Genomic DNA, 15,252 nt, shown 5'->3' with positions numbered 1-15,252 from the left:
CGGACGCTAGGCGCTGCGCGGCAGCGTAATCGTTATTTGCAGGCCGCCCCAGGGCGCATCGCCCAGGACCAGGGTGCCTTCGTGGGCCTGCACTATGGCGTGCGCCAGCGCCAGGCCCAGGCCGACCGAACCGGTCAGCGTGCGGGCGTCGTCCAGGCGCGAAAAAGGCCGTAGCGCCTCCGTGCGCCGTTCCATGGGGATGCCCGGGCCGTGGTCTGTGATAGTGAGCACGGCGTTGCGCTCGTCGGCGCTTAATGTTATTTCAATGGGCGGCGCCGCATAGTTCATGGCGTTGGTAATCAAGTTGTCCAGCAGCCGGCCCAGCGCCAGGCGGTCGGCCTTGAGCATCAGCGGCGAAGCCACGGTGGCGCGCAGCCGGACGTCGCTGCCGGTGCTTTCCCATGCGCTTATTTGCTCCTCCAACCAGGCGGCCAGGTCCAGCTCGGCATACCGGTAGGTGGCGGGGTCCGTACCGCGCACAAAGCCGATGAACTGGTCGACCATGCGCTGCATGTCCTGGATGTCGTGGCGCATTCCATCTTTAAAGGAAGAGTCATCGATCATTTCGATGCGCAGCGACATGCGCGACAAAGGTCCTTTCAAGTCGTGCGGCAGCCCTGCCAGCAAAGTATGGCGTACGGCATTCGATTCAGCCAGGGCGTCGAGCATGGCGTTGAAGCGTTCCCCCAGAATGCGCGTTTCGGTAGGCCCGGAGGGCTCCACCCGTTCGGGCTGCCCGGCGGCGAGCCGGTCGGCGGCGTGGGCCAGGCGGGTCATGGGCCTGGTTATATGCCACGAAAAAGCGGCTGAAATAAGCAATAGCAGTCCCATGCCCGACAGCCACACCAGGATGACGGGTGTGGCCACCGGCGGTGCGATACGGTCCAGCGGGATCACCAGCCACTCGCGGTTTCTTCTGGCGTCTTCGTCGTTGAAACGGCGGTTGCGGGTCGTTGCGTTCTTCGCGCCCGGGTCGGGAATCAACGAAATATACAAGCGGGGCACAGGGCCGCGCGACAGGCCCACGCGGGTGCCGTCATCCAGCTTGGCGTTGAGGGCATCAATGAATTGTTTCAGGTCGCGGCGCATATCGCGCGGCAGCGGCGCGGGCTGTTCGACTTTTTCACTTTGCTCCTGCGCGTCGGCTTGCCGCTCGCCGCGGGGTTGCGCGGTGGCGCGCGACCAGAGATTCCATTCGTTATGAGAGGCCTGGCGCACGAAGTCGGCGCGCCGTTCGGCCGGCACTTCGGCCAGCGCGGCTCGCACCGTGCGTATGGTGGTGGCAACCACTTCCACGGTGACTTCACTGGTGAATTTTTTTCGGTAAAAAGTGACGGTTGCCAGCGTTGCCGCCTGCACCAGGAAAATGGTTGCCAGTGTCAGCAAGATCAGCCGGGCATGCAGCGATCGCAAAAAGAGTAAACGCGGTAACTTGGGCATGCTCAGGGCGAAAAGCGATAACCCACGCCCCAGACCGTTTGTATCCAGCGAGGTTGTTTGGGGTCGTCTTCGATGACGCGGCGCAGGCGCAAAATGGCGATGTCGATGGCGCGGTCGTTGCGTTCGCCTTCGTCGTCGTCGCGGGCCAGGGCCAGCAGGCGGTCGCGCGACAAAGGCTTGCCGGCGTTGTTGACAAGCGCTTCAAGCAAATTCACTTCGCCGCCGGTCAGCTTTATGGGTTCCGAGTTCCTGGACAGCTGGCGTGCAGCCGGATCGAAGATGAAGGGGCCGAATGCCACCGGTTTTTCTTTGACGAAGGCGGAGGCGCCCTTTTTACGGCGCAGCACGGTTTCGACGCGCGCCAGGAGTTCGCGCGGATCGAAGGGCTTGCCCAGATAATCGTCGGCGCCAGCCTCCAGCCCGATGACGCGGTCCACGGTCTCGTCGCGCCCCGTCAGCAGGATGATGGGGATGTCCTCGCCAAGCTGGCGCAGGCGGCGGCAGGCGTCGGCGCCGTCGCCGTCGGGCAGCATGCGGTCAAGGACAATAAGGTCGGGGCTGAAACGCTGGATGCGCGACTCAAGATCGCGGGCGTCGGGCGCCAAAAGCGTATCATAGCCATGCCGGTTAAGATAGTCGGCCAGTAATTGCCGTAGTGCCGGGTCGTCATCGACAACCAGCACTTTGATTAGGGTGTCGTCCATAGTGTAAGTGTGCCCATTGCCGCACTGGCTGGCAAGCCGTACGAAATACACTGAAATACCTATGGCCGGCGTCCGCTCGAAAGTGCATATTTGCCGTGGAATATGAATGAGTGAAGTGCTGGGCGCCGTGCGCCAACGTCTGAAGGAGTACGAATGGCTGTCCGCCTCGCCAGCCATGCTGATATGGGCGGCGGTGGTGGGAGTGCTGGGAGCTTTGGCCACCGTTCTTTTCCATGAAGGCATTTATTTGCTGCAGCGGCTTTTTACAGGGTCGCAGGGGTCCATCGTAGGGGTAATGCAAGCGCTGCCATGGTATGGGCGGGTCGTGTTTCCCATGCTGGGCGGCGTGGCGGCTGGAATGCTGCTGGCCTGGGCGGCCAGGATAAAGGCAAGCAGCAACTCAGACTACATGGAAGCGGTTGCCATCGGCGATGGGCGTCTGTCGATACGGCAGGGTTTATTGCGGTCGCTGTCTTCGCTTTCTTCGGTGGCGTCGGGCGGTTCCATCGGGCGCGAGGGCGCCATGGTGCATCTGTCTTCGCTTAGCGCTTCGGCGATTGGCCGTTTTGCGTCCTTCGATACATCCCGCTTGCGCCTGCTGGTGGCTTGCGGCGCGGCGGCCGGCGTTGCCGCGGCTTATGGCGCGCCCGTGGCCGGTGCGTTGTTCATCGCCGAAATCGTGCTTGGTACGATGGCCATTCAAAGCGTCGGCCCGTTGCTTATTGCGGCGGCTTTGTCCAACGCCACCATGCGCTGGGTAGGGCATTACCATGTCACCTATCCGGTCATCGAGAGCGGGTCGGCGTTCAGCGCGGCTCATATACTACCCTTCGTTCTGCTGGGCATCGTCTCGGGGGTGCTGGCCCCTCAATTCCTGAGATTTCTTGACCTTGCCCGGAAAGGGTTTCGCCGGCTGGGACTGCCGCTGCCTTTGCGGTTGGGACTGGGCGGCTTGCTGCTGGGCGGCTTGCTGGTGTTCATGCCCAGTGTGGCTGGCAACGGCTATAGCGTCGTGGTGTCCCTGCTGCACCAGCCTTGGGCCTGGCAGGCTGTTGTCCTGATGCTGGTGTGCAAGGTGGCCGCCACGGCATTTACCGTTGGGTCGGGCGCGGTTGGCGGGGTTTTTACCCCGACCATCTTCGTGGGGGCGGCCTTCGGGTCCTTGTTCGGCCAGATTATCTTGCTGGCCTGGCCCGACCTTGCCGTTTCGCCCTATCTTTTTACGCTGGTGGGCATGGGAGCATTTCTTGGCGCGGCTACGGGCGCGCCGCTGATGGCCATACTCATGATTTTTGAAATGACGTTGAGCTATCAAGTCGTGGTGCCGCTGATGCTGGCCTGCGTGCTGGCGCACTTCGTCTCGCGGGCCATTGCCGAAGTAGCCATGTACGATGTGACGCTTGCCCGCGAGCGCGACATCGTCCTGCGCAGGCAATTGCGCCATACCAAGCTGGCCGAACTGGTGCGGCCGGCCCAGACCGTTATTGCGACTACCGCGCCGGTGCAGGAAGCGTTGCAGATGTTTATGGAGTATCCCGTAAAGTATCTGTATGTGGTCAATGAAAGAAATATTTACCAAGGCGTGATTGCGCAACAGGATCTGACCAGTTTATTGTTGGTGCACGGCGCTGTGCAGGATAAGCGGGCCGGCGACGTATTGCGGCTGGACTTCGTAAAAACCCTGTACGCCGATATGGGACTGGACGAGGCGCAAGACCAGTTCGTGAAGTTCCAGGGCGAGCGCTTGCCGGTGGTCAGCCGCGGCGACGAGCCGGTGCTGCTGGGCGTAGTGTACAAATCGTCGTTGCTCGAGCAGTACTCCGCCCTGAAAAAATCGCTGGATCAAAGCGGCGAAGGGCTGCTCGATGCTTCGTCCAGGCGCACCTGAATAAAAACCGATCGAGGCTGCTTCAAGGCTTTGAGGCTGCGGCAGTCCTCGGTCGACTCTCTGTTCTCTGTTAGTTGTGGATATGTCTTCGTTTTTGCTTAAAAGTTGTGTGCTGGCGCTCTTTGTCGCGAACGCCGCGTGCGCCCAGTCACTTGCCGACTCTATTGAATCGGCCCCCCGTTTGTCGCTCAGTCCGGTCTTGCGCGGCCTGGCGCCTTCGCAGCCATATGCGGTCCGCATCGACCACATCGATCCGCCGCAGCCCTTGCCCGAGCCGCTGGCCTACATGGGCGAAGGACCTATCGACCCTCCCGGCGTCGGCAATTCGCAGATCCCCGCGTTCGATGCAATTTCCCCGGTGGATGTCTCCTATATCAGGGGTTGGACGCCTTTGCGCCCCATGGCGGGCAAGCCTGGCATCGTCAAAGGCAGGCGCAGCCAGCTGTCGTTCATGGCGCCGGGCAATACCGATACCTGGACGCTGGGCACGGAGAATTGGCGCTATTCCCGCGCCGACGGCACCAGGCTGGTGCTGGGCAACGGCTGGTCCAATGTCTCTGTGCTGGGCGACAGGGTGCGGCTGGGTGGCGTCTCCTTGTCGCAATCCTTGACCGACCAGGCTGAAGGGGAAGGCAGCTGGAGGTACTCGGTGATGCTGGGGGCGCTGGATTATTCCGGCGAACCGGGCAAGCAGGGTGGGCTGACCTACGGCCCCACGGCGGGCGAAAGCATTTTGAGCTATGGCCTCAGCCAGCAGTTGTCGGTGGAAACCCAAATGCAATGGGCGCCCGAGATGGTGGTAAGCGGCATCGGCGGCAAATATGCCACCAAAGGGTGGGGAGCCTGGCAGGCCGGCGTGGCAAAGGCCAAGCGCAATTTCAATGAGGGCTGGCGCTATCGCATCGGCTACGAGGCCGATGTCCTGGACTCGCTTAACCTGAGCTGGACGCACGAGCAGCGCACGGGCGGCTATTCCGACCTGGCCAATTACCGCGACTTTACCCTGGATTCCGGGCGCAGCCGCAATTTATGGTCGGCCAAGCTGTCGCTGGGACGCTGGGGAGTGTTGAACGGTACGTTCGAGCAATTGTCTTCGGCCGCCGGGCCGGTCAAGCAGCAGTTCGGCCTGAGCCAGCAGTTCTGGTACAGCCCCAATTTGCGCATTTCGCTGCGGACCGAACGCGAACTGATCAGCGGCGATTACGGCATCGGCCTGGGATTTGCCGTGCCCTTGTATTAGTGCGGGCTTGCCCCGCGCGGCGGGCGGGCTAAAATGGCTTTCCCGACCACGAGCCCAAGCGCAAGCTTTGTCCCGTCCTTCAGGGCATGCGCGTTTTTACCGCCGCGGCCCGGCTTACTGATTTCACTGTTGAATGTCCTTATCCGATAACGCTTCCCTAGATACCCTGCAGCAGGTTTTTGGCTACGACTCGTTCCGCGGCGATCAGCATGCCATTATTGAACACCTGGTGCATGGCGGGGACGCTCTGGTTCTTATGCCGACGGGCGGGGGCAAGTCGCTTTGTTACCAGATTCCCGCCTTGGTGCGCAAGGGCTGCGGCGTCGTGGTCTCGCCGCTTATCGCCCTTATGCAAGACCAGGTGGACGCCTTGCTAGAACTGGGTGTGCGTGCGGCATTCCTGAATTCCACCCAGGACTGGCGCACCGCGCGCGAAGTCGAACAGGCTTTCATGTCGGGCCAGCTGGATCTTCTTTACGTGGCGCCCGAGCGCCTGCTTACCGACCGTTGCCTGGACATGCTGTCCCAAGGCACGATAGCCTTGTTCGCCATCGACGAAGCGCATTGCGTATCGCAATGGGGGCATGATTTTCGTCCCGAGTATCTCGAACTTTCCATTTTGTCCGAGCGCTGGCCCAACGTGCCGCGCATTGCGCTTACCGCCACGGCCACAACGGTAACGCGCCGGGAGATCGCGCAGCGCCTGAACTTGACCGGCGCCCAGCATTTCGTGGCCAGCTTCGACAGGCCCAATATCAACTATCGCATCGTTGAGAAAAACGAAGTAAAGCGCCAGTTGCTGGCTTTCATACAGGCCGAGCACCAGGGCGACTGCGGCATTGTCTATTGCCTTTCGCGCGCCCGGGTCGAGGACACGGCCAAGTTCTTGTGCAGCCACGGCATCGAGGCCTTGCCCTACCATGCGGGCTTGAACGCCGCCACCCGGGCGGCCAACCAATCCCGCTTTCTGCGCGAGGACGGCCTGGTCATGGTGGCCACGATTGCCTTTGGCATGGGCATCGACAAGCCCGACGTGCGTTTCGTTGCGCATATCGACCTGCCCAAGTCGGTCGAAGGCTATTACCAGGAAACCGGCCGGGCCGGCCGCGACGGCGAGCCGGCGACGGCCTGGCTGGCCTACGGCCTGCAGGACGTGGTGCAGCAGCGCCGCATGATCGACGAGTCGCCGGGTGAAGAAATCTTCAGGCGCCGCCTGGGCGCCCAGCTGGACGCCATGCTGGGGCTGTGCGAAACCGTGGCTTGCCGGCGCCAGCGCCTGCTGGAATACTTCGATCAGGCCATCGAGCCTTGCGGCAATTGTGATACCTGTCTGGAACCCCCCGAAGCCTGGGACGGCACGGTGGCCGCCCAAAAAATCCTGTCGGCGGTCTATCGGCTTTGGCGCGAACGGGGCCAGCGTTTCGGCGCCGGACACCTTATCGACATTCTGCGCGGCAAACTTACCGACCGCATCAAGCAGTACGACCACGAAAGCCTGACGGTCTTCGGTATAGGCGCGGACCTTTCCGAGCAAGCCTGGCGCGGCGTGCTGCGCCAGTTGTTGGCGCAAAGCCTGCTGGCCGTGGACCACGAAGGCTACGGCACACTGGCCCTTACCGACGGCAGCAGGGCCGTATTGAAAGGCGAGGCAACGCTGATGTTCCGGCGCGAGCCCGAGAAAAAAGCCCGGGCGGACCGCAGCTCGTCGCGGGCCAAGCGCAGCGACATTGTGCTTGCGCCAGAAGCCCAGCTGCGTTTCGAAGCCTTGCGCTCCTGGCGCGCCGAGGTGGCCCGCAATCATGGGGTTCCGGCTTATGTCATTTTCCATGACGCGACGTTGCGCGAAGTGGCCGAGCGCTGTCCGTCGTCGATAGACGAGCTGGGCCAGATCAGCGGAGTGGGCGCACGCAAGCTGGAGGCCTATGGCGAAGAGCTGTTGCGCTGCGTGCACATGGCGGTCCCCCACGATTAAATAGCTTTTGCTTCAGGCCGGGGCCGCAACGCGAAGCCATGGCTTTCGCGCGGCAACTGCGCCCTGCGGCGCGGGTGCTCGATCCGGCCCGCCCGATTATTCGAACAGATCGGGCGTGTCGCCTGTTTTGGGCGGACTCAGGCCCAGGTGGCGCCAGGTGGTCTTCGTGGCCATGCGCCCGCGCGGAGTACGCTGCAGATAGCCATGCTGGATAAGATAAGGTTCGATCACGTCTTCGATGGTGTCGCGCTCTTCGCCTATGGCCGCAGCCAGGCTGTCCACGCCTACCGGCCCGCCGTCGAATTTATGGATGATGGCTTCGAGCAGCTTGCGGTCCATCAAGTCCAGGCCCTGCGGATCGACCTCCAGCATGCTGAGCGCCGCATTGGCGGTTTCGATGCTGATGATGCCGCCGTTTTTTACGTCGGCGTAGTCGCGCACGCGGCGCAGCAGGCGGTTCGCTATGCGCGGTGTGCCGCGCGCGCGGCGGGCGATTTCGATGGCGCCTTCGTGCGTAATGTCGACATTCAGCAAATGGGCGCTGCGCGTAACGATGCGGGTCAGGTCGTCGGCGTTGTAGAACTCCAGCCGCGACACAATGCCGAAGCGGTCGCGCAGCGGGTTGGTCAGCATGCCGGCGCGGGTGGTGGCGCCGACCAGGGTAAACGGCTGCAGGTCGATCTTGACGCTGCGCGCCGCCGGCCCTTCGCCGATCAGGATGTCGATCTGGAAGTCTTCAAGCGCCGGGTACAGGATTTCTTCGACCACGGGCGACAGGCGGTGGATCTCGTCGATGAAGAGTACGTCGTTGCGTTCAAGGTTGGTAAGCAGGGCGGCCAGGTCGCCTGGGCGTTCCAGCACGGGGCCGGAGGTCTGGCGCAGTTGCACCCCCATTTCGTGGGCGATGATGTGGGCCAGCGTGGTCTTGCCCAGGCCCGGCGGGCCAAACAGCAGCACGTGGTCCAGGGACTCTTCGCGCATTTTGGCGGCGGCAATGAATATTTCGAGCTGTTCGCGCACCCGTTGCTGGCCCACGTAGTCGTTGAGCATGCGCGGACGCAAGGCGCGCTCGACGGAGTCCTCGTTGGGTGAGACGCTTTGCGGCGTGACCAGGCGGGCGGCGCCGGCCGCAATACTGGATAGGGGGTCGGAGTGTATGGCCATGGTTATCTGATAATGTCGTTATTCCGACTGGAACTGAACTTATCGTACACGATCAGCCCCGTGCCAGGGACTTGAGCGCCAGGCGTATGCCTTCGGCCACTTCCACGCCTTCGGGCAGGCTCTTGAGCGCCGACTGCGATTCGTTTTGCGAGTAGCCCAGCGAGAGCAGCGCGTTCAGGATGTCGTCACGGCCCGAAAGCGCACCGCCGGTAGTTGTGCCCAAGTCGGGACCGAGCTTGCCGCGCAGTTCCAGCAGCAGGCGCTCGGCGGTTTTCTTGCCGATGCCCGGAACGCGGGTCAGCCGCCCGGTTTCCTGTTGCGTAATGGCACTGGCCAATTCGTCGGCCGTCATGCCCGACAGCACGGCCAGCGCGGTGCGCGCTCCTATGCCGGTTACCTTGATCAAGGCCCGGAACGTAGAGCGCTCCTGGGCCGAGGAAAATCCGTACAAGGTATGCGCATCTTCGCGCACGGCCAGATGGGTATACAGGGTGGCCTGTGCGCCCATCTCGGGCAAGTTGTACAGGGTGCTCATGGGCACGTCGATTTCATAGCCCACGCCGCCGACGTCTATGCATACGGTGGGCGGTGTTTTTTCCAGCAGGGTGCCGGTAATGCGTCCTATCATCGGGTCATCCTTGCGCTAAAGAGTTAATTGGTCAGGCGTCCGCCGCGCAAGCGTACGGTTTTGCCGCCGGCCAGGCCGCCGCTGTTTGCCAGGCGTTCGACCAGCGGACCCACGTGGGCATGGCATATGGCGCAAGCCAGCGCGTCGGCCGAGTCGGCGGCGGGCAGGCCGTCCAACTGCAGCAGGCGCTGCACCATGTGCTGGACTTGCTCTTTGGCGGCATGGCCGTTGCCGACCACCGACTTCTTGATTTGCAATGCGGTGTACTCGTGTACCAGAAGCTGGCTGTCGGCCAGCGCGCACATGGCCGCGCCGCGCGCCTGCCCCAGCAGCAGGGTGGACGCCGGATTGGTGTTGACAAAGACTTTTTCCAGCGCCGACACGGTGGGCGATGTGCTTTGGACTACCTCGCGAATATTGTCGAGTATGACTTTAAGGCGCTGCGCCAAGGGAAGGTCGGACGGCACGACTATCGTGCCGCTGGTTACGTATTGCAGGCGCATGCCTTGAACGTCGATGACGCCAAAGCCGGTGCGCCGCAATCCCGGATCGATTCCCAGTATGCGCATTAGTGGCGGAAATGCCGCGCGCCCGTGAAGACCATGGCGATGCCGCGTTCGTTGGCGGCCGCGATGACTTCGTCGTCGCGTATGCTGCCGCCAGGCTGGATGACGCAAGTGGCGCCGGCTTCGGCGACCACATCCAGGCCGTCGCGGAACGGGAAGAACGCATCGGACGCCACAGCCGAGCCGGCCAGGCTAAGGCCGGCGTTTTCGGCCTTGATGGAGGCGATGCGCGCCGAGTCGATACGGCTCATTTGCCCCGCGCCCACGCCCAGTGTCATGCCGCCGGCGACAAACACAATGGCATTGGACTTGACGTATTTGGCGACCTTCCAGGCAAAGGCGAGGTCGCGCATTTGCTGTTCGGTGGGGGCTTTTTCGGTAACAACCTTGAAGTCCTCCGACGAAACCTGGTGGTCGTCCGGATTCTGCACCAGCCAGCCGCCGCCCACGCGCTTGATGTCGAACGCGTTGTGGGCGTCGCCTTGCGGGATCTCAAGCACGCGCACGTTTTTCTTGGCGGCGAAAATGGCCAGCGCATCGGCCGAGTAGCCGGGTGCCAGCAGGACCTCGACGAATTGTTGTTCGGTGATGGCCTTGGCGGTTGCGGCGTCGACCGGGCGGTTGAAGGCGATGATGCCGCCGAAGGCCGAGGTGGGGTCGGTTTTATAGGCCTGCTGGTAGGCCAGCACAGGCGTTGCGTCGACGGCTACGCCGCAGGGGTTGGCATGCTTGACGATCACGCAGGCGCAGGTATCGAAACTGCGCGCGCATTCCCATGCCGCGTCTGCGTCGGCGATATTGTTATAGGAAAGTTCCTTGCCTTGGAGTTGGCGGTAGCTGCCCAGCAGGCCGGCGCCCAGAGGCTGGTCGACATAGAAGGCGGCCGACTGGTGGGGGTTTTCGCCATAGCGCAGCACCTGGTGCTGGCGCACTTGCACAGTAAGCGTATGCGGCCAGGCGGTGCGTTCGGGCGCGGCTTCCTGGCTGGGTTCGGCGCTGGCCAGGCTGCTTAGGTAGCTGGCGATCGCGCCGTCGTAGGCGGCGGTATGGGCGTAGACCTTGATTGCCAGTTCAAGGCGCAAGGCGTAAGAAGGTTCGCCGGCTGGGCTGTCGATGCCTTCCAGTACGCGGACGTAGTCGGCCGGGTCGATGACGCAGGTGACACCGCCCTCGGCGCTGCCGTGGTTTTTTGCGGCCGCGCGCAGCATGGCCGGGCCGCCGATGTCGATGTTTTCGACCGCGTCGGCAAAAGTGCAGCCTTGCTTGGCGACGGTTTCACGAAACGGGTACAGGTTCACCACCAGCAGATCGATGCGATCGATGCCGTGTTCGTCCAGTGTTGCCAGATGCTCTTTGCTGTCGCGCCGGGCCAGCAGGCCGCCGTGGATGCGCGGGTGCAGGGTCTTGACGCGGCCGTCCAGGATCTCGGGCGAACCGGTGTGCTCGGCCACTTCGGTAACGGCCAGGCCGGCCTGGGCCAGCAGTTTGGCGGTGCCGCCCGTGGAAAGCAGGCGCACGCCGCGCTGGGCCAGCGCCTGGGCGAATTCGACAATACCGGTTTTATCGGAAACCGAGAGCAAAGCTGTTTGGGTTTTCATGTTGGAAGGCAAAAGTAGGACGGGAATCAAGGTTGAATGTTGTGTGCCTGGAGCTTTTTGCGCAAAGTACTGCGTGTAATGCCCAGGATCTCGGCAGCCCTGGATTGGTTGCCGTGGGATTTTTGCAGCGCCACTTCAAGCACAGGGCGCTCGACGCACTGGACGACCATGGCCAGGATGTCATGGGGCTGGGATTCGCCCAGGTCGTCGAAATAACGTTCAAGGTTGTCGCGAACGGACTGTTCCAGGAGATTAATGGTGCTCATAGTGGATAAATAAATAGTTGTTGTGCACGGATTCAGGCTGCCGGCGCTGGCGCAGGCATGGTCGAGACCGGCGTTTCGGGAACTTGGCGGTTGAACCATTGCTCCAGCGCGCGGGTTTGATCCGTGGTGTTCTCGGTATTGTTGATGCAGTCCAGCAGCGCTTGACTGTCGGGCATGCCGGCCAGATACCAGCCGATATGTTTACGTGCAGATCGTACACCGGTGAATTCGCCATAAAAGCGATAGTGATCTTCCAGATGCTCTAGCAGGTAATTGCGCAACTCGCCGATTGTGGGTGGCGCTCTGTGCGTTCCTGTTTCAAGGAAATGGGTGATCTCGCGGAAAATCCAGGGGCGGCCCTGCGCGGCCCGACCGATCATGATTGCATCGGCCCCCGTGTACTGTAGTACGAATTGTGCCTTCTCGGGACTATCGATATCCCCATTGGCAATTACTGGGATACCGATTGACTGCTTTACTTCTTTGATAGTATTGTATTCGGCTTTGCCCTGGTACAGGTCGGCGCGTGTGCGCCCATGCAAGGTCAAGGCTGCGATGCCTATGCTTTCGGCCAGGGCGGCGATACGCACGGCATTGCGCGAGTCCCGGTCCCAGCCCGTACGGGTTTTCAGTGTGACCGGTACGTCGTAGGGCCGGCAGGCCTGGACCACGCTGGCCAGGATTCTTGCAACCTGGGTTTCATCGCGCAGCAGGGCCGATCCCGATGCGACATTGCATACTTTCTTTACCGGGCAGCCCATATTGATGTCGATGATGCGCGCGCCTTTCTTGATATTGAACAGCGCGGCCTCGGCCATCATGTCGGGGTCAGCCCCCGCAATTTGCACGGCGATGGGGTCTATTTCGCCGTCGTGATCCAGGCGCCGGGATGTCTTGACGCTGTTCCACAGCTTGGGGTTGCTGGCCGCCATTTCGGAAACCGCATACCCCGCGCCCAACCGCTTGCATAACTGCCGGTAGGGGCGGTCGGTCACCCCGGCCATGGGGGCGACGAAAACAGGGTTGGGAAGGAGCCAGGAACCAATGCGCATCGAAGGATTTTAACCGCCCGGGGCAAGTTGTGCTGGCCGGCCGCTTCAGGTGCGCAGTCCTTGCAGCAAATGGCGTGCCAACGGCGCGCGCAAAGGCCGCAACAGGTCTAGCGCCAGCAGGCTGGCGCCGCTGGCATGTTCGACCAGGGTATTTCGAGTGGAAAAAATGCGCGGCAAAAAATCGGTGATGCCGGCTGTCAGCCAACGGTCGGGACGCCGGCTGCGTGCGAACTCTTCCAGCAAAGGGCGGGGGTCCCGCCCGGGCCGGCCTAGCCAGGGAGCCAGGCCTTGGGCAAGCTGCGCCGCATCGCGCAGTCCCAGGTTAAGGCCCTGGCCCGCCACGGGGTGCAAGGTTTGCGCCGCATTGCCGATGGCGACGGTGCGCGCATTGACCAACAGCGGTCCGGCATGCAGCGCCAAAGGAAAGATATGGCGCAGGCCGACGCAGCTCAGTACGCCCAGCCTGTCTCCGAACATGGCGCCCAAGGCGGTATTGAAAGCCTGGGCGTCCATGCGCCGCAATTGCTCGGCGTGCTCGGGGGCGCAGCACCACACTACGCTATACAAGTCGGCGCCGCCGGGATGGGGCAGCAAGGCCAGCGGCCCCTGGTCGGTGAAGCGTTCGTAGGCCCAGCGCGCTTTGGGCTGGCTGGCCCGCACGGTGGCCAGGACGGCATGCTGACCGTATTCGCGCTTCAGCCCCGAGGGCTGGCTGCCGTCGGCTTGTACCGCCAGCGTGCTGACGATGTCTCTTCCAGAGGCGTTCAGGTGCACTTGCCGTGCGGCCAGCGTGCGCACATGAGGGGCCTGGACGAGGGTGACGCCGCTGGCAGCGACAGCCTTGTGCAGCGCTATCTGCAGATCTGTATAGGCCACGACGCTGCCCAGCCGGGGAACGCCCATTTCGTCGTGCTGGATAAGCGTGCGTCCCAGCCGGCCGCGTTGCGACACATGGACGGTTTCTATACTGGCGCAGCGCGACGGCCAGGCGCCCAGCGCTTCCAGCAACTGGCGGCTGCCGTGGTTGACCGCCATGGAGCGCGGGTCGGGTTCGCTGTTTGGTGCCGGGGCCTGGGGCAAAGCATCGGAATGGTGGAAACGCTTGCCGATCAGGGCAATGCGTTCGGGGGCGGCGCTATGGCGTGCCAGCAGCAACGCCAGCGCGCTGCCGACGGGGCCCGCGCCGCTGATGGCGATATCGAATTCCGGTTCATCCATGGCTTTCCCCAGCTCAACTACAATATATAGGATTGTAAGTTTTTTTGGCGCGCTGTCCGGCGCGCAAGGAAGGATCTGGCATGATCGCGTCGCAAGCCCCGGTAAATCCGGCATCAACTCCTGGCAATACGGCCAGGCATTTCAGCAAGCTTACTGTCTCCCTGCTGGCGGCGGTGTTTGGCGTGGTCGGCGCCCACTGGTGGTATCTGGGCCGGCGCTGGGCCTGGGCGGCAACCGCCGTGCCGTGCCTGCTGATCGTGCTGGTGCAGTTTTACCCAGTATGGTGGGACAATCCTCCGTTTCTATTGTTGATCATTCCCGCTACGGCGGGCTTTATCGAGGCTTTGGTTTTTGCCTTGAAGCCCGACGAAAAATTCGACGCCCGATACAACCCGAAATCGGGGCGGCAGACCGTTACCGGCTGGGGGCCGGTGCTGGTGGCCATTGGGGTAACGCTTTTCGGCAGCGGCATACTGGTGTTCGGCATTGCCATGATCGTCATGCATGTGTATGTTGCGCTGGGCTGGCTGGACGGCCTGGTTCTGTAGTTCGTCTTCATATCGCCATGCGCCTTGCCGGTTTCGCTCCGTGTAAACTTATCCGGATTGCCTGCAACCGGCACCAACCTGATTCTTGGACTTTTTACCGATGGATTTGATCGGCTGGCTGACGCCCTGGGAGTTTTCTCCGGCCCTATTGTCAATGTTTTTCGTGGCCGCCGTGCTTTATGTGCGCGGCGTGCGGGTGCACCGCGTGGGCATGGCCCGCCAGGGGCTGTTTTGGGTGGGCCTGGTCCTGCTGTATTTGTCCTTGCATACGCGTGTCGACTACTACGCTGAACGCCTGTTTTTTGCGCACCGCATCCAGCATCTGGTGCTGCACCATCTGGGGCCGCTGCTTATCATGGGCGCATACCCGGGCCAGGTGCTGCGCGCGGGCTTGCCCATGCCGCTAAGAATCCGGTTGCGCGACTTCTGCCGTACCGGCGCCGGGCGCCTGGTAATCGGCCTGCTTACGAACAAGTACTTCGTGCCGTTCTTGTTCGTGTTCCTGGTTCTGGTGTGGCTGATTCCCAGCGTGCAGTTCTATTCCATGCTTGACTGGCGTTTGTACCGCCTGATGAATTGGTCGGTGGTGATCAGCGGTTTCATGTATTGGAACCTCATCCTCGACCGCCGCCCCAGCCCGCCCGCGGTCATGGCGCCGGGCGCGCGCATTCTTTCGCCGGTCATCACCATGGTGCCGCAGATGGTGGTCGGCGCCGTCATTACCTTTACCGAGTACGACCTGTATCCCGTCTTCGATCTGTGCGGCCGCGCCATACCGGGCATGTCGGCGGTTACCGACCAGGGCATTGGCGGCCTTACGATGTGGGTGCTGGCCGGGTTTATCGAGACCTTCGGCCTGTTGTTCGCGCTGGGTACCATGATGCGCCTTTCCGGCAAGGGTCGCTTGCCCGACAAACGACGGCGGCGCGCGGAGGCGCCGAAACAGGCCGCCACCCAAGGAGTCTGAC

General features: G+C 62.4%; 14 protein-coding genes. 5 read left to right on the top strand and 9 right to left on the bottom strand.

Translation table 11 applies throughout. From position 1 onward, the window contains the following. Positions 1–6: 6 nt before the first annotated feature. On the bottom strand, positions 7–1,440 hold the full coding sequence (locus DFR37_RS11280; protein ID WP_113933333.1) for an ATP-binding protein: 1,434 nt from the start codon (positions 1,438–1,440) through the stop codon (positions 7–9). Positions 1,441–1,442: 2 nt separating this feature from the next. Then, on the bottom strand, positions 1,443–2,144 hold the full coding sequence (locus tag DFR37_RS11275) for a response regulator (protein WP_113933332.1): 702 nt from the start codon (positions 2,142–2,144) through the stop codon (positions 1,443–1,445). A 106-nt stretch (positions 2,145–2,250) separates the two neighbouring features. Between DFR37_RS11275 and DFR37_RS11270 the strand changes: the two genes are divergently transcribed. The 3 genes from DFR37_RS11270 to recQ all read left to right on the top strand — a co-directional run bounded on the left by DFR37_RS11270 (position 2,251) and on the right by recQ (position 7,244). Next, entirely contained in the window at positions 2,251–4,032 is a 1,782-nt protein-coding gene (locus tag DFR37_RS11270; protein ID WP_113933331.1) for a ClcB-like voltage-gated chloride channel protein, read from the top strand. Between the two features lie 82 nt (positions 4,033–4,114). After that, complete coding sequence (locus DFR37_RS11265; protein WP_113933330.1) at positions 4,115–5,272, top strand: fimbria/pilus outer membrane usher protein; 1,158 nt, start codon at positions 4,115–4,117, stop codon at positions 5,270–5,272. A 133-nt stretch (positions 5,273–5,405) separates the two neighbouring features. Further along, complete coding sequence (gene recQ / locus DFR37_RS11260; RefSeq protein ID WP_113933329.1) at positions 5,406–7,244, top strand: DNA helicase RecQ; 1,839 nt, start codon at positions 5,406–5,408, stop codon at positions 7,242–7,244. Between the two features lie 96 nt (positions 7,245–7,340). Here the strand turns inward: recQ and ruvB are convergent, their stop codons facing one another. The 7 genes from ruvB to DFR37_RS11225 are packed head-to-tail and all read right to left on the bottom strand — an operon-like array spanning position 7,341 to position 13,736. Then, the gene (gene ruvB / locus DFR37_RS11255; protein WP_113933328.1) at positions 7,341–8,408 is read right to left on the bottom strand and encodes a Holliday junction branch migration DNA helicase RuvB; all 1,068 of its coding nucleotides are present in this window, start codon (positions 8,406–8,408) and stop codon (positions 7,341–7,343) included. A gap of 52 nt (positions 8,409–8,460) precedes the next feature. Then, on the bottom strand, positions 8,461–9,036 hold the full coding sequence (gene ruvA, locus DFR37_RS11250; protein ID WP_113933327.1) for a Holliday junction branch migration protein RuvA: 576 nt from the start codon (positions 9,034–9,036) through the stop codon (positions 8,461–8,463). Positions 9,037–9,059: 23 nt separating this feature from the next. Next, positions 9,060–9,605: a crossover junction endodeoxyribonuclease RuvC gene (gene ruvC / locus DFR37_RS11245; RefSeq protein ID WP_113933326.1), complete on the bottom strand. Its 546-nt coding sequence runs from the start codon at positions 9,603–9,605 to the stop codon at positions 9,060–9,062. Beyond that, positions 9,605–11,200 (bottom strand): bifunctional phosphoribosylaminoimidazolecarboxamide formyltransferase/IMP cyclohydrolase, encoded by a 1,596-nt coding sequence (purH, locus tag DFR37_RS11240; RefSeq protein WP_113933480.1) that lies wholly within the window; start codon positions 11,198–11,200, stop codon positions 9,605–9,607. Before purH ends, ruvC begins: the two co-directional genes overlap by 1 nt. 26 nt (positions 11,201–11,226) lie before the next feature. Further along, positions 11,227–11,466 (bottom strand): helix-turn-helix domain-containing protein, encoded by a 240-nt coding sequence (locus DFR37_RS11235; RefSeq protein WP_113933325.1) that lies wholly within the window; start codon positions 11,464–11,466, stop codon positions 11,227–11,229. A gap of 32 nt (positions 11,467–11,498) precedes the next feature. Continuing rightward, positions 11,499–12,518: a tRNA dihydrouridine synthase DusB gene (gene dusB, locus DFR37_RS11230; protein ID WP_113933324.1), complete on the bottom strand. Its 1,020-nt coding sequence runs from the start codon at positions 12,516–12,518 to the stop codon at positions 11,499–11,501. A 45-nt stretch (positions 12,519–12,563) separates the two neighbouring features. After that, complete coding sequence (locus tag DFR37_RS11225) at positions 12,564–13,736, bottom strand: FAD-dependent monooxygenase (protein ID WP_113933323.1); 1,173 nt, start codon at positions 13,734–13,736, stop codon at positions 12,564–12,566. 80 nt (positions 13,737–13,816) lie between these two features. On the opposite strand from DFR37_RS11225, the gene DFR37_RS11220 reads away from it, so the two are divergent. Together DFR37_RS11220 and DFR37_RS11215 are read left to right on the top strand one after the other, a co-directional pair. Then, entirely contained in the window at positions 13,817–14,284 is a 468-nt protein-coding gene (locus DFR37_RS11220; RefSeq protein ID WP_113933322.1) for a TM2 domain-containing protein, read from the top strand. 100 nt (positions 14,285–14,384) lie between these two features. Continuing rightward, positions 14,385–15,251 (top strand): cytochrome c oxidase assembly protein, encoded by an 867-nt coding sequence (locus DFR37_RS11215; RefSeq protein WP_113933321.1) that lies wholly within the window; start codon positions 14,385–14,387, stop codon positions 15,249–15,251. Position 15,252: the final 1 nt, after the last annotated feature.

Source organism: Eoetvoesiella caeni, from assembly GCF_003315175.1.
Classification (GTDB): domain Bacteria; phylum Pseudomonadota; class Gammaproteobacteria; order Burkholderiales; family Burkholderiaceae_B; genus Eoetvoesia; species Eoetvoesia caeni.
The sequence above is the reverse complement of the archived record's forward strand: the minus strand, read 5'-3'. Positions and strand labels throughout refer to the sequence as shown.

Bases quoted from the DNA above. Each gene is read 5' to 3' on its own strand.
- DFR37_RS11275 (WP_113933332.1), bottom strand. From the start codon at position 2,144: ATGGACGACACCCTAATCAAAGTGCTGGTTGTCGATGACGACCCGGCA.
- DFR37_RS11280 (WP_113933333.1), bottom strand. From the start codon at position 1,440: ATGCCCAAGTTACCGCGTTTACTCTTTTTGCGATCGCTGCATGCCCGG.
- DFR37_RS11215 (WP_113933321.1), top strand. From the start codon at position 14,385: ATGGATTTGATCGGCTGGCTGACGCCCTGGGAGTTTTCTCCGGCCCTA.
- DFR37_RS11235 (WP_113933325.1), bottom strand. From the start codon at position 11,466: ATGAGCACCATTAATCTCCTGGAACAGTCCGTTCGCGACAACCTTGAA.
- ruvB (WP_113933328.1), bottom strand. From the start codon at position 8,408: ATGGCCATACACTCCGACCCCCTATCCAGTATTGCGGCCGGCGCCGCC.
- ruvA (WP_113933327.1), bottom strand. From the start codon at position 9,036: ATGATAGGACGCATTACCGGCACCCTGCTGGAAAAAACACCGCCCACC.
- purH (WP_113933480.1), bottom strand. From the start codon at position 11,200: ATGAAAACCCAAACAGCTTTGCTCTCGGTTTCCGATAAAACCGGTATT.
- ruvC (WP_113933326.1), bottom strand. From the start codon at position 9,605: ATGCGCATACTGGGAATCGATCCGGGATTGCGGCGCACCGGCTTTGGC.
- recQ (WP_113933329.1), top strand. From the start codon at position 5,406: ATGTCCTTATCCGATAACGCTTCCCTAGATACCCTGCAGCAGGTTTTT.
- DFR37_RS11220 (WP_113933322.1), top strand. From the start codon at position 13,817: ATGATCGCGTCGCAAGCCCCGGTAAATCCGGCATCAACTCCTGGCAAT.
- DFR37_RS11225 (WP_113933323.1), bottom strand. From the start codon at position 13,736: ATGGATGAACCGGAATTCGATATCGCCATCAGCGGCGCGGGCCCCGTC.
- dusB (WP_113933324.1), bottom strand. From the start codon at position 12,518: ATGCGCATTGGTTCCTGGCTCCTTCCCAACCCTGTTTTCGTCGCCCCC.
- DFR37_RS11265 (WP_113933330.1), top strand. From the start codon at position 4,115: ATGTCTTCGTTTTTGCTTAAAAGTTGTGTGCTGGCGCTCTTTGTCGCG.
- DFR37_RS11270 (WP_113933331.1), top strand. From the start codon at position 2,251: ATGAGTGAAGTGCTGGGCGCCGTGCGCCAACGTCTGAAGGAGTACGAA.